This window comes from Vreelandella indica, assembly GCF_037070225.1.
In the GTDB taxonomy this organism is placed as follows: Bacteria; Pseudomonadota; Gammaproteobacteria; order Pseudomonadales; family Halomonadaceae; genus Vreelandella; species Vreelandella arctica.
The window spans coordinates 66,101-78,494 of the sequence record NZ_JBANSO010000005.1 but is presented as its reverse complement, the minus strand read 5'-3'; the positions used below and the strand labels follow the sequence as shown (position 1 = coordinate 78,494).

Here is a 12,394-nt window from a genome sequence, read left to right as displayed (position 1 = left end):
TTCTACGCTGAACAGACGACTCACTTGAAGGAGCGACCATAGTGCCCAGCGTATCTAGCCTGAAAAATCTTGATTTGACGCTGTTAGCTCAGCGCCTAGGGCGACTTTGTCAGCAGTTGAAAGTGGAAGTGACCGCCGCTGAGTCCTGCACGGGCGGTGGTATCGCCAGTGCGATTACCAGCACAGCGGGTAGCTCTGCTTACTTTACAACTGGCTATGTGACCTATGCGAACGCGTCGAAGACCCGCCTGCTCGGCGTGTCAGACGCTATACTGGCAGAACACGGGGCGGTGAGCGAAGAAGTAGTGAAAGCGATGGTGCAAGGCGCCTGCCGGGAAAGCGGTGCGGGCTTGGGCGTTGCCGTTAGTGGGGTGGCCGGGCCGGATGGTGGTAGTGCTGAAAAGCCGGTGGGTACCGTTTGGCTCGCCTGGGGTGATACCGCTGAGCAGCAAGCCGAGTGCTTCCACTTCCCCGGGGATCGCCAAGCCGTGCGCGAGCAGGCAGTGCGGCAGGCGCTGGCAGGGCTGGTGGCACGCCTGGATGCACAGGTGAAGGCAGGCAAGCAGGAGTAGGGGTAGGAAAATAGTTTAGAGAAAGCGTGATCAAGGATTTGTTTACGGCACAATCTTTGGCATACTACTGGGTAATTATACAGCTTGTTATGAGGAATCTCTGAATGGCTCAGGATGACAACCGCACTAAAGCGCTAAACGCTGCACTCACCCAAATCGACCGTCAGTTCGGCAAGGGCACCGTCATGCGTCTTGGCGACGCACCGCGTGTGGTCATGCCGTCGGTTTCCACGGGTTCGTTGGGTCTGGATATCGCACTTGGCATCGGCGGGCTGCCGTTTGGTCGTGTTTGCGAAATCTTTGGCCCGGAATCATCGGGTAAAACGACGCTGACCCTTTCGGTGATTGCTCAAGCGCAAAAGCAGGGCAAAGTGTGTGCTTTCGTTGATGCCGAGCACGCCCTTGACCCCAGCTATGCAGAAAAGCTGGGCGTTAACCTGAATGATCTACTGATTTCCCAGCCGGACACTGGCGAGCAGGCGCTAGAAATTACCGACATGCTGGTGCGCTCTGGCGGTGTTGATGTCATTGTTATCGACTCGGTGGCTGCGTTGACTCCGCGCGCTGAAATCGAAGGCGAAATGGGTGATTCCCACGTTGGCTTGCAGGCGCGTTTGATGTCACAGGCGCTGCGTAAGATCACCGGTAATATCAAAAACGCCAACTGCCTAGTGATCTTCATCAACCAGATCCGCATGAAGATCGGCGTGATGTTTGGTTCACCCGAAACCACTACCGGTGGTAACGCGCTTAAGTTCTATGCCAGCGTGCGTCTGGATATTCGCCGCACAGGCTCGGTGAAAGTGGGCGATGAAGTCACCGGTAACGAAACCCGCGTGAAAGTAGTCAAAAATAAAGTGGCACCGCCATTCCGTCAGGCTGAATTCCAAATCCTTTATGGCAAGGGTATCTACCACGCTGGCGAGGTTATTGACCTGGGCGTGCAGTGCAACCTAGTCGATAAAGCCGGTGCTTGGTACAGCTATAAAGGCAAGAAAATCGGCCAGGGTAAAGCAAACTCCGCACTTTATCTGGAAGAGCATCCAGACATTATGCTCGAAATCGAAACGCAGATTCGTGAGCAGCTCTTGGCCAAGCCTGATCCTAAAAAGGAGAAGGAAGGTGCACCTACCGAAGCAGCGGCCGAAGTGGATGCCAACGATGACGATCTGCTCTAAGTCTGTTCTAACCGAGACAATCTAATGGCCTTTATGTCTCAGCGCGATGCCACGCCCCGTGACATCGCGATTGGCCTACTGGCTCGGCGCGAATACTCTCGCGCCGAGCTAGCACAGCGCTTGAAGAAAAAAGCCTTCGACGATACCGCTATCGATGAGTGTTTAGACGCTCTGGCCGAACAGGACCTGCAGTCTGATGCGCGTTTTGCGGCTAGTTTCGTACGCTCGCGCATTCTGCGCGGCCAGGGTGTTATTCGTATTAAAGGCGAGCTTCGCCAACGCGGCGTTGATCAGGAAACCCTTAATACCGCTTTTGAAGAGGTGGAAGAAGGGGAGCAGGTTGACTGGTTCGAGCTAGCCCGGGAAACGCTGGCGCGACGCTTCGATAGCCCTGGTGAGACGCCTAAAGAGCGCGCTCGACGCGAGCGCTTTCTGGCTAGTCGTGGCTTCGATTTTGAGCAAATCCGCTACGCGCTCTCCTGTCTGTAATAATTTTTCTCCTGCTTGTAATATATTTTCTCTTGTCTGTAATACTTTCCCCCTGCCTGTAAAACGCCTTCTCTTACCTTTCTAATAGCGCTCTCCTACGCTTTTCTACCTAGTAGTTTGCCTCTCTGCCACTAAGTGCGGCTTTAGTCGTTTGACAACTGCGCTATAATGGCCCCTTTGCGACCCCTGAGGGTAGCGTCGACAGCGCCCTGGGACACCACGCTTTCTTGTTACGGATACCCTATGAAAAGCGCAGAAATCAGACAGGCCTTTCTTACCTTCTTTGAAAAGCAGGGACATACGGTTGTACCCACCAGCTCTTTAGTGCCGGGCAATGACCCGACGCTGCTGTTTACCAATGCCGGCATGGTGCCTTTCAAAGATGTGTTTCTGGGTCGCGACCCACGCCCATACGTGCGTGCAACATCGGCGCAGCGCTGCGTACGCGCAGGCGGTAAGCATAATGATTTAGACAATGTCGGCTATACTGCACGTCACCACACGTTTTTTGAAATGCTGGGCAACTTCAGCTTTGGCGACTACTTCAAGCACGACGCCATACGCTTTGCCTGGGTATTTCTGACCGAAACGCTAGGTCTGCCTAAAGAGAAGCTGTGGGTCACGGTGCATGTCAGCGATGACGAAGCTGAACGTATCTGGAAAGACGAGATCGGTATTGACCCCGAGCGTTTTTCCAAATTAGACGAAGATAACTTCTGGCAAATGGGCGACACCGGGCCTTGTGGTCCGAGTTCGGAAATCTTTTTTGACCATGGTCCAGAGGTATGGGGCGGCCCTCCCGGTAGCCCGGAAGAAGATGGCGACCGCTACATCGAAATCTGGAACCTGGTGTTCATGCAGTTTGATCGTGATAGCCAAGGTACACTCAATCCGCTGCCCAAGCCCTCTATCGATACCGGAATGGGCTTGGAGCGCGTGGCCGCCGTTATGCAGGGCGTGCACTCTAACTACGAAATTGATCTGTTCCAGAGCTTGCTGCAGGCTGCCGCTAAAGCTACCGGGCACCCAGACACTGCTACACCTTCGTTGCGCGTGATTGCCGATCACATTCGCTCCTGTGCCTTCCTGATTGCCGATGGCGTGTTGCCGTCTAACGAAGGTCGCGGCTATGTCCTGCGCCGCATCATTCGCCGTGCGATTCGCCATGGCCACAAGCTGGGTGCCGTAGAGCCGTTCTTCCACAAGTTGGTGGACGCGCTGGATGCCGAAATGGGCGATGCGTATCCAGAGCTTCGCGAGGCGAATGACCAAATCACCCGAGTGCTGTTGAAAGAAGAAGAGCAGTTTGCGCGCACCCTCGACCACGGCATGGGATTGTTAAATGCAGCCTTAGCCGAGCTGGATGGTAAGGTGCTGCCGGGTGAAACGGTGTTTAAGCTTTACGACACCTACGGCTTTCCTTTTGATCTCACCGCTGATGTGTGCCGCGAACGCGGCGTCACGCTCGATGAAGAGGGCTTTCAGCAGGCCTTAGAGGCCCAACGCGAGCGTGCCCGGGCGGCTAGCCAGTTCGGCGCCGACTACAGTGCCTCTATTGAGCTGGACGGTGAGACCGCTTTCACTGGCTATGATCGCCTTGAGGATCAAGCCAAGGTAACGGCACTGGTTGACAGCGAAGGCAATGCACTGGCTGCGCTGGAAGCGGGGCAGAAGGGCGTTGTGGTGCTAGATCGCACGCCATTTTACGGTGAGTCAGGCGGCCAGGTGGGCGATACCGGCTACCTGCATGTCGACGGCGGTCGTTTCCAGGTGACGGATACCCAAAAGCAGAGCGGCCATCACTTACACCAGGGCATCATGGTGGAAGGTTCGCTAAGTGTCGGTGCTAGCGTACGCGGCGAAGTGGATGCCAGTCTGCGTACCGCCACGATCCGTAACCACTCGGCGACCCACCTGCTGCACAAAGCGCTGCGTATGGTGCTAGGCGATCACGTGCAGCAAAAAGGCTCGCTGGTTAATGCTGAGCGGCTGCGCTTCGACTTTAGCCATTTTGAGCCGATGACTGCCGAGCAGTTGGCGGAAGTCGAACGGCTGGTCAATGAGCAGATTCTGGCTAATGCGCCGACTAAAACCGAGCAAATGAGCCTGGATCAAGCCAAAGCCAAAGGGGCGGCGGCGCTGTTTGAGGCCAAATACGCCGAGAGCGTGCGGGTACTGACGATTGGTGCCGACGACTTCTCTATCGAGTTGTGCGGTGGTACCCACGTGACACGTAGTGGCGATATCGGCTGCTGTCATGTGATGAGCGAAGTGGGCATTGCCTCCGGTGTACGCCGTATCGAAGCGATCACCGGTGAAAATGCGTTAGCCTACTTCCGCGAGCAGGAAGCCCGCCTTGAGCGTTTGGGCGAACGTTTGAAGACCAAGCCTGAGCAAGTTGAAGCGCGGGTAGAGTCTCTGGTTGAGCGCAATCGTAGCCTAGAAAAAGAGCTTGAGCAGCTTAAAGCTAAACTGGCCAGTGCTGCGGGTAGTGACATGCTGAGTCAGGTGCACGAGGTCAACGGCGTTAAACTGTTAGCGACACAGTTGGAAGGTGTCTCTGGCAAAGACCTGCGAGGCATTCTTGACCAACTGAAGAACAAGCTCAGTTCCGGGGTTATTATCCTTGGGGTTGCCGATCAGGTAGCGGGCAAAGTCAGCCTGATTGCTGGGGTAACCCAAGACCTGACCGGCCGGGTTAAAGCCGGTGAGCTGGTTAACCATGTTGCCTCTCAGGTAGGAGGTAAAGGTGGTGGTCGCGCGGATATGGCTCAGGCAGGAGGTAGCCAGCCCGATGCTCTGCCGGATGCGTTGAAGAGCGTACCGGCATGGTTGGAAAACGCACTTAGCTAAACCCCAAGGCCGGTGGCATGATTGTCGTCGGCCTTATTATTTATTTAATACTTGTGACAACTTCACCCTCCATTCCCGAACGCATAGGAAAAACGGCATATGGCACTATACGTACAGAAGTTCGGCGGCACTTCGGTGGGCTCTGTCGAGCGTATCAAGGCCGTAGCAGAAAAGGTTAAGGGCTTCCGCGATCAAGGCCATCAGGTGGTGGTTGTGGTCTCCGCTATGAGCGGCGAAACCAACCGCCTCACGGACATGGCTCAGGCACTTAATGACGATCCCGCACCGCGCGAGATGGATATGCTGCTGTCGACCGGCGAGCAGGTGACGATCTCACTACTCGCTATGGCGCTGCAGCAAATTGGCGTGCAAGCCACTTCACACACTGGCGCCCAGGTAGGTATCCATACGGACAGCGCCTATACCAAGGCGCGTATCCAGCGCATCGAAACCGACGATCTAAAAGCTGACCTGGAAGCAGGGCAGGTAGTTGTCGTTGCCGGTTTCCAAGGGGTTGATGAGGACGGCAACATCACTACCTTAGGTCGTGGTGGCTCTGACACCACGGGTGTAGCCCTGGCCGCCGCACTTGGCGCCGATGAGTGCCAGATTTATACCGATGTCGACGGGGTATACACCACTGATCCCCGCGTATGCTCCAAGGCCCAGCGTCTGGAAAGCATTACGGTAGAAGAGATGCTGGAGCTGGCTAGTCTTGGCTCTAAAGTACTGCAGATCCGCGCGGTAGAGTTTGCCGGTAAATACAACGTGCCCCTGCGGGTGCTGTCTAGCTTTCAAGACGGCCCCGGTACCCTAATTGTTGCAGAAGCAGACAAAGACGAGGACGCTATGGAAGAACCACTGATCTCCGGTATCGCCTTTACCAAGAATGAAGCCAAACTGACCCTGCTCAATACGCCGGATGTACCAGGCGTCGCTTCACGTATTCTTGGCCCGATTGCCGATGCCAATATCGAAGTCGATATGATCGTACAGAACGTTGCCCCGGCTGGTGACTATACCGATTTCACCTTTACGGTTGCCAAAGGCGATTACAAAGCTACCAAGAAACTGCTTGAAGAGACGGTAATCCCGGATCTAGGTGGTGGTGAGCTGCGTGGTGATGACAACATCGCCAAGGTCTCTTTGGTAGGTGTGGGAATGCGCTCCCACGCGGGTGTGGCATCAAAAATGTTCCGCGTGCTGGCTGATGAGAACGTCAATATTCGTATGGTCTCCACCTCTGAGATTAAAATCTCAGTCGTCATTGATGAGAAGCATATGGAACTTGCCGTCAATGCATTACACAAAGCCTTTGGTTTAGATAAGGCAGATATCGAATCTGAATAACATTAATGCCTTAAATCTTCTACGCTGAAGGGGTACTTGCTGCCATGTGGTGGTGAGCTTTCTTTCAACGGGAAGTTGAGGTGTCATGGAGCCGGAGCCGTTGGTGACAGGCAACGCTATGCCGCATAATGGCCTAGTGTTGCCTCGGGCTGACACATTCCGTTGCATTAAACGTCTGAAAAGGAGATCAGCCATGCTCATCCTAACTCGCCGTGTTGGCGAAACCTTGATGATCGGTGATGAAATCACTGTCACCGTCTTAGGTGTGAAAGGCAATCAAGTGCGTATTGGTGTTAATGCGCCTAAAGATGTTGCGGTTCACCGGGAAGAGATTTATCAGCGCATTCAGCGTGAAAGAAATAGTGAAAACGAAGTGGAATAAGACTTGCGGGTTTGCATAATGACGCGATGCTTAAGACGTAAGCTGATAGGTAAGATATGGTCGGCGCGAAAAAAATCGGCAGAGGACTAGACACAAGATCCCTAAATCGGTAATATTCGCGCCGTGCCGTTGAGGAGAGGTGGCCGAGTGGCTGAAGGCGCTCCCCTGCTAAGGGAGTATAGGGTTTATAGCCCTATCGAGGGTTCGAATCCCTCTCTCTCCGCCAATAGCATGACCATTAAGTACTATAGGTTATAGAGTACTTAAAAAAGTACTTAGCTAGAAAGTACATGGTCACAAGGTATGCGCCCGTAGCTCAGCTGGATAGAGTACCTGACTACGAATCAGGGGGTCGGAGGTTCGAATCCTCCCGGGCGCGCCACCTACTTAGTAGCAGTATTAGTATAGATTAGTTGTAACATTACGCGCCCGTAGCTCAGCTGGATAGAGTACCTGACTACGAATCAGGGGGTCGGAGGTTCGAATCCTCCCGGGCGCGCCAGATTTCAAAACCCGCTCTCTTAACGAGAGCGGGTTTTCTGTTTCCAGTCTGCCTGCTTGTTTCTAACCTGACTGACTATTTTCCAGCCTGACCGGTATATAAGCTCGCGCTCCGGTCTTGCGATCGTGTGTAGCGCCCCCGCTTTGCGGTAGGGCGCTTTTTTTTGGCTATAAATTGATAAGGCGTTGCGGAAAGGGCGCTAGGGCTCTGCCTGAAAGGTCGGCTAGCGAAGACAAGACAAGGCAAAAATTGGCGAAGAAACGGAGTTTACGGGGTGTAAATGAGTATTCTGAGCCAATTTTTAACGCCGTATTGTCGAGCTCAGGCACTTTTCAGACAGAGCCTAAGCCAGGGTGGCGTGCTGCTCGTCAACCACAAGTCTATCGAGCAGGTGATCCAGTTCGGTAATGCGCTTCACCCGCTGAAAGTTCTGCTCGGCTTCGGCACTGCCTTGGCGCATTTGGGCAAGCCACTGCTTTACCAGAGAGACGACAACGCGGTCAGGCAGCTGTTGGCGCTGCAGAGCGGCGTACTCTTTGAGTACGTTGGCGCGCATGGACCAGCTGCTTTCGGGCAACCGCTCGCCGGTCTGTAGCCAGTGACGGATGCGTGGCGCAAGCCAGGGGTCTGCCAGTGCACTGCGGCCTAACATCACATCGCGACAGCCTGAAAGCGTTCGAGCTTTCCAGTAATCCTCCAGCGTCCAGATATCCCCATTGGCGACAACGGGGATGCTGACATGGCGGCGTATTTTGCCAATCCATTCCCAGTGCGCAGGCGGTCGGTAGCCTTCATCGCGGGTGCGGGCGTGTACGACCAACTGCGCTGCTCCACCTGCTTCGGTGGCTTGAGCACAGGCAACCGCTAAGCGGCGGTTGGCGAAGCCCAGGCGGATCTTGGCTGTGACCGGGATTTGCCCGTCTAACGCATCATGGACGGCTCTAACCGCTTGGTAGACCCGATCGGGCTGGCGTAAGAGCGAAGCGCCGCCATCGTGTCGATTGACCAGTTTGGCTGGGCAGCCGAAATTAAGGTCAACGCTAACTGCGCCAAGTTTGAGCGCCTGCTGCGCATTGGCCGCTAGGGCAGCAGGGTCTGAGCCCAAAAGTTGTAAATGCACAGGAATCCCGCTCGGCGTTGCCACCGGCGGTTGCGCAAGTTCCGGGCAATGCTTATAAAACACTCTTGGCGGTAGGCGTGCATCGACGACGCGGACAAATTCGGTAACCGTCCAGTCGAACCCCGCGTGACGGGTTAACAGGTCACGCGTCAGTGCGTCGATGACCCCTTCCATAGGGGCTAGGCCAATTCTGCCGTTTTGTAGTAAATTAACAACCATGACTTCCACTATCGCGCCATTGCATTCTATTCTGGGTGTGGCAGGTTAGTGTATTCCCCTCACTGCGCCAAGGGGCTTTAATAGCCGCTGGTGAAATAACGTGTCTAGCAACTGTACTTCGAGAGGTAGGAGCGTCTTATGCAGGATTATGAACTATTGCAGGACGGGTTGGCGTTAATGGCGCTTGGTATGGGTGTTGTGTTTGTTTTTCTTACTATTTTAGTTATTAGCGTTACGCTAATGTCGAAGTTGATTGGCCGTTTTCAGCCTGCCCCCACCGCGGCTGAAGTGAGCAAGAAGTCGCCGTCATCTTCAGCGCCTGCCAGCCAAAATGACGAGATGTTGGCGGTGATCAGTGCTGCAGTGCACCGTTATCGCTCGACACGACGTCGTTAACTTTCTCATTTTTTTCTATCTCAGCCCTCTCTAGGCTATTTTTTTGTTATTTTTACTACAAACTGACAATTCTCTACGGTGAGCTAAGACCATGAACGAAACAAAACGCCCTCTAGGCATTACCGATGTCGTGCTGCGCGATGCCCATCAATCGCTATTTGCGACGCGTATGCGTTTGGACGATATGCTGCCGATCGCCGAAAAGCTGGATCGCGTTGGCTACTGGTCGCTGGAAACCTGGGGTGGGGCGACCTATGACGCTTGTATCCGCTATTTGGGTGAAGATCCATGGGAGCGTATCCGCGCCCTGAAAGAAGCCATGCCAAATACGCCCCAGGCAATGCTACTGCGCGGCCAGAACCTGCTGGGCTACCGCCACTACGCCGACGACGTGGTCGATAAATTTGTCGAGCGGGCAAAAACCAACGGTGTTGACGTCTTCCGCGTTTTTGACGCCATGAATGATCCGCGTAATTTGGAGCGCGCCATTCAGGCGGTGCGTAACGTCGAAGGCCACGCCCAGGGCACCATCTCTTATACCGTGAGCCCGGTACATACCCTGGATAGCTGGGTCGATCTCGCCAAAACCATTGCCGGTTTGGGCGCAGATACATTGGCTATCAAGGATATGGCGGGGCTACTCACTCCTTACACGGCCTTCGACCTCGTTTCGCGGCTCAAAAAAGAGCTATCGATTCCGGTGCATCTGCACTGTCACGCCACCACCGGCCTTTCTACGTCGACCATTTTAAAAGCGGTAGAGGCCGGGATCGATAACGTCGATACCTCGATCTCCTCCATGTCGATGACCTACGGCCACAGTCCGACCGAATCTGTCGTGGCGATGCTCAAAGACACCGGCCGCGACACCGGGCTGGATCTCGAGCTGCTGGAAGATATTGCCGGTTACTTCCGCGAAGTGCGCAAGAAGTACGCCGCCTTTGAAGGCTCGCTGCGTGGTATTGATTCGCGCATTCTGATTGCTCAGGTGCCAGGCGGCATGCTGACCAATATGGAAGGCCAGCTCAAAGAGCAGGGCGCGGGCGATAAGCTTGACGATGTGCTGAACGAGATTCCTCGCGTACGCGAAGACCTTGGCTTTATCCCGCTGGTAACGCCTACCTCGCAAATCGTCGGCACCCAGGCGGTGATGAACGTGATGATGGGCGAGCGCTATAAGTCGATCTCCAAGGAAGTTCAGGCGCTGCTTAAAGGTGAATATGGTGCTGCACCAGCGCCCTTCAACGCTGAATTGCAAAAACGCGTGTTGGAAGGCGGCGAGCCAATTACCTGCCGCCCGGCGGATAACCTCTCACCTGAAATGGATAGATTGGCCGCCGAGCTGAAAGAGAAAGCCAGCGCTGAAGGTATCCGCTTGGCCGAAGGCAAGCGCGAAGTCGATGACGTGCTGACCTTCGCGCTATTCCCACAGATTGGTTTGAAGTTCCTTAAGAATCGTGACAATCCCGACGCCTTTGAGCCCGCTCCCCAGGCGGCTGAGGCGAGTGCTGCCAATGCCCCTGCTAAGGCTAAGGCTGAAAGTAAACCACCAGTAGCTGCCAGTGGCCCAGAAACCTACACGGTTAAGCTCAACGGCAAATCCTTTGTGGTCGAGGTTTCTGAAGGCGGTGAACTGGGCGAGGTGCAAGAGCAAACGGCAGCCAGTCCTACTGCACCCAAAGAGGAAGCGCCTGCACCCAGTGGTGAAACCATTGATGCACCGTTAGCAGGTAATATCTTCAAGGTGAACGTTCGCCCTGGTGAGCAAGTTGCTGAAGGTGATGTAGTCATCATTCTTGAAGCGATGAAAATGGAAACCGAAGTGCGTGCCAGCAGCGCAGGCACTGTGTCTAAGGTGAACGTCAGCGAGGGCGACAGCGTAGCCGTAGGCGATACGCTGATCGAGCTCTAAGGGCCCAGTAATGGATAAATTAGTGACGTTATGGGAAGGCTCGGGACTATATAACCTTGAGCTCGGTCAAGCGGCGATGATCATGGTGGGGCTACTGCTGCTTTACCTGGCCATTTATAAGAAGTTTGAGCCGCTGCTTCTGGTACCCATCGGCTTTGGCGGGATTCTTGCGAATATTCCTGAAGCTGGACTGGCGATTTCAGCGCTCGATCAAGCGATTGAAGTGGCTAAACCCGCGGTGCTGCAGCAAATGGCGGCAGCATTAGGCGCGAGTCTTGATCCACTGGCAAACGTTGAAGCATGGCGTGAGTCCCTTAAGGTAATCGCCCATGATGCTGCGGCGCCAGATCAGGTTCGTGCCGCGCGAGATATCGCCATTGGCGTCGGCTACAGCGATGGCATGCTCTACAACTTCTACAAAGTTGCCATTGCCTCTGGTATCGCGCCGCTGATTATCTTTATGGGTGTCGGGGCAATGACCGACTTTGGCCCGCTGTTAGCCAATCCGCGCACGCTATTTTTAGGCGCCGCCGCCCAGTTTGGTATCTTTGCCACGCTGTTTGGCGCTGTGGTGCTTACCTCGATGGGCGTGATGGACTTCTCGCTTAATCAGGCAGCCGCCATTGGTATTATTGGTGGCGCCGACGGCCCAACGTCTATTTACGTTTCTAGCGTGCTGGCGCCTGAGCTATTGGGGGCGATTGCCGTGGCCGCCTACGCCTATATGGCGTTGGTGCCGCTGATTCAGCCGCCGATCATGCGTCTTTTGACGTCCCAGAAAGAGCGGGAAATCAAAATGACGCAGTTGCGGCCAGTGTCCAAGCTGGAAAAAGTGATCTTTCCGCTAATGCTGCTGATTCTGGTTGCCCTGTTTCTGCCTGATGCCGCGCCGCTGCTGGGGATGTTCTGTTTCGGTAACCTGATGCGCGAGTGCGGCGTGGTAGAGCGCTTATCGGATACTGCACAAAACGCCCTGATCAATATCGTGACGATAATCCTCGGCTTATCGGTGGGCTCCAAGCTAATGGCCGAGAGTTTCCTGGCGTTTGAGACCCTGGGGATATTAGGGCTGGGCATTGTGGCCTTTGGAATAGGCACCGCCGCGGGCGTATTGATGGCAAAGCTGATGAATTTAGTCAGCAAAATGCCCATCAATCCGTTAATTGGTGCTGCGGGTGTTTCTGCGGTGCCGATGGCGGCACGGGTTGCCAACAAAGTGGGCTTGGAAGCAAACCCGCATAACTTCCTGTTGATGCATGCCATGGGCCCCAACGTCGCAGGGGTTATTGGGTCGGCGGTCGCGGCTGGGGTAATGATTAAATACCTGGGCTAACGCAAAAAGAGTGAGAATACGAGCGCGGCGTACTGACAGGTTCAGTATGTCGCGTTTTTTTTGAAGGGCTTTTTTGAAGTGCTGATTC

General features: G+C 54.6%; 10 protein-coding genes and 3 tRNA genes. 12 read left to right on the top strand and 1 reads right to left on the bottom strand.

Annotated features, from left to right (window positions below; translation table 11 throughout):
• Positions 1-38 precede the first annotated feature (38 nt).
• The 9 genes from V8L71_RS04845 to V8L71_RS04805 all read left to right on the top strand — a co-directional run bounded on the left by V8L71_RS04845 (position 39) and on the right by V8L71_RS04805 (position 7,326).
• Positions 39-572, top strand: a complete 534-nt coding sequence (locus tag V8L71_RS04845; RefSeq protein WP_336273424.1) for a CinA family protein — start codon at positions 39-41, stop codon at positions 570-572.
• Between the two features lie 104 nt (positions 573-676).
• Positions 677-1,750 carry a recombinase RecA gene (gene recA / locus V8L71_RS04840; protein WP_336273341.1) on the top strand — a complete coding sequence of 358 codons (1,074 nt, stop codon included), beginning with the start codon at positions 677-679 and terminating at the stop codon, positions 1,748-1,750.
• Positions 1,751-1,774: 24 nt separating this feature from the next.
• Entirely contained in the window at positions 1,775-2,239 is a 465-nt protein-coding gene (locus V8L71_RS04835; protein ID WP_008957513.1) for a regulatory protein RecX, read from the top strand.
• Positions 2,240-2,482: 243 nt separating this feature from the next.
• Positions 2,483-5,092, top strand: coding sequence for an alanine--tRNA ligase (gene alaS, locus V8L71_RS04830; RefSeq protein WP_336273340.1), 2,610 nt, complete (start codon positions 2,483-2,485; stop codon positions 5,090-5,092).
• 99 nt (positions 5,093-5,191) lie between these two features.
• Positions 5,192-6,442, top strand: a complete 1,251-nt coding sequence (locus V8L71_RS04825; RefSeq protein ID WP_008957511.1) for an aspartate kinase — start codon at positions 5,192-5,194, stop codon at positions 6,440-6,442.
• Between the two features lie 193 nt (positions 6,443-6,635).
• The gene (gene csrA, locus V8L71_RS04820) at positions 6,636-6,824 is read left to right on the top strand and encodes a carbon storage regulator CsrA (RefSeq protein ID WP_007111501.1); all 189 of its coding nucleotides are present in this window, start codon (positions 6,636-6,638) and stop codon (positions 6,822-6,824) included.
• A gap of 133 nt (positions 6,825-6,957) precedes the next feature.
• A tRNA-Ser gene (locus V8L71_RS04815) sits at positions 6,958-7,050 on the top strand.
• A gap of 79 nt (positions 7,051-7,129) precedes the next feature.
• Positions 7,130-7,206, top strand: a tRNA-Arg gene (locus V8L71_RS04810).
• 43 nt (positions 7,207-7,249) lie between these two features.
• Positions 7,250-7,326 (top strand) — tRNA-Arg (locus tag V8L71_RS04805).
• Positions 7,327-7,669: 343 nt separating this feature from the next.
• Here V8L71_RS04805 and V8L71_RS04800 read toward each other — a convergent pair.
• Positions 7,670-8,665 carry a tRNA dihydrouridine synthase gene (locus V8L71_RS04800; protein WP_336273339.1) on the bottom strand — a complete coding sequence of 332 codons (996 nt, stop codon included), beginning with the start codon at positions 8,663-8,665 and terminating at the stop codon, positions 7,670-7,672.
• A gap of 138 nt (positions 8,666-8,803) precedes the next feature.
• Between V8L71_RS04800 and V8L71_RS04795 the strand changes: the two genes are divergently transcribed.
• From V8L71_RS04795 to V8L71_RS04785, 3 genes are all read left to right on the top strand, one after another.
• Positions 8,804-9,061 carry an OadG family protein gene (locus tag V8L71_RS04795; protein WP_008957509.1) on the top strand — a complete coding sequence of 86 codons (258 nt, stop codon included), beginning with the start codon at positions 8,804-8,806 and terminating at the stop codon, positions 9,059-9,061.
• 91 nt (positions 9,062-9,152) lie between these two features.
• Positions 9,153-10,973, top strand: coding sequence for a sodium-extruding oxaloacetate decarboxylase subunit alpha (gene oadA / locus V8L71_RS04790; RefSeq protein WP_336273338.1), 1,821 nt, complete (start codon positions 9,153-9,155; stop codon positions 10,971-10,973).
• A gap of 10 nt (positions 10,974-10,983) precedes the next feature.
• Positions 10,984-12,306 (top strand): sodium ion-translocating decarboxylase subunit beta, encoded by a 1,323-nt coding sequence (locus V8L71_RS04785; protein WP_008957507.1) that lies wholly within the window; start codon positions 10,984-10,986, stop codon positions 12,304-12,306.
• Positions 12,307-12,394 lie beyond the last annotated feature (88 nt).

Coding starts and splice junctions, on each gene's coding strand:
- recA (WP_336273341.1), top strand. CDS start 677: ATGGCTCAGGATGACAACCGCACTAAAGCGCTAAACGCTGCACTCACC.
- V8L71_RS04835 (WP_008957513.1), top strand. CDS start 1,775: ATGGCCTTTATGTCTCAGCGCGATGCCACGCCCCGTGACATCGCGATT.
- alaS (WP_336273340.1), top strand. CDS start 2,483: ATGAAAAGCGCAGAAATCAGACAGGCCTTTCTTACCTTCTTTGAAAAG.
- V8L71_RS04825 (WP_008957511.1), top strand. CDS start 5,192: ATGGCACTATACGTACAGAAGTTCGGCGGCACTTCGGTGGGCTCTGTC.
- csrA (WP_007111501.1), top strand. CDS start 6,636: ATGCTCATCCTAACTCGCCGTGTTGGCGAAACCTTGATGATCGGTGAT.
- V8L71_RS04800 (WP_336273339.1), bottom strand. CDS start 8,665: ATGGTTGTTAATTTACTACAAAACGGCAGAATTGGCCTAGCCCCTATG.
- V8L71_RS04795 (WP_008957509.1), top strand. CDS start 8,804: ATGCAGGATTATGAACTATTGCAGGACGGGTTGGCGTTAATGGCGCTT.
- oadA (WP_336273338.1), top strand. CDS start 9,153: ATGAACGAAACAAAACGCCCTCTAGGCATTACCGATGTCGTGCTGCGC.
- V8L71_RS04785 (WP_008957507.1), top strand. CDS start 10,984: ATGGATAAATTAGTGACGTTATGGGAAGGCTCGGGACTATATAACCTT.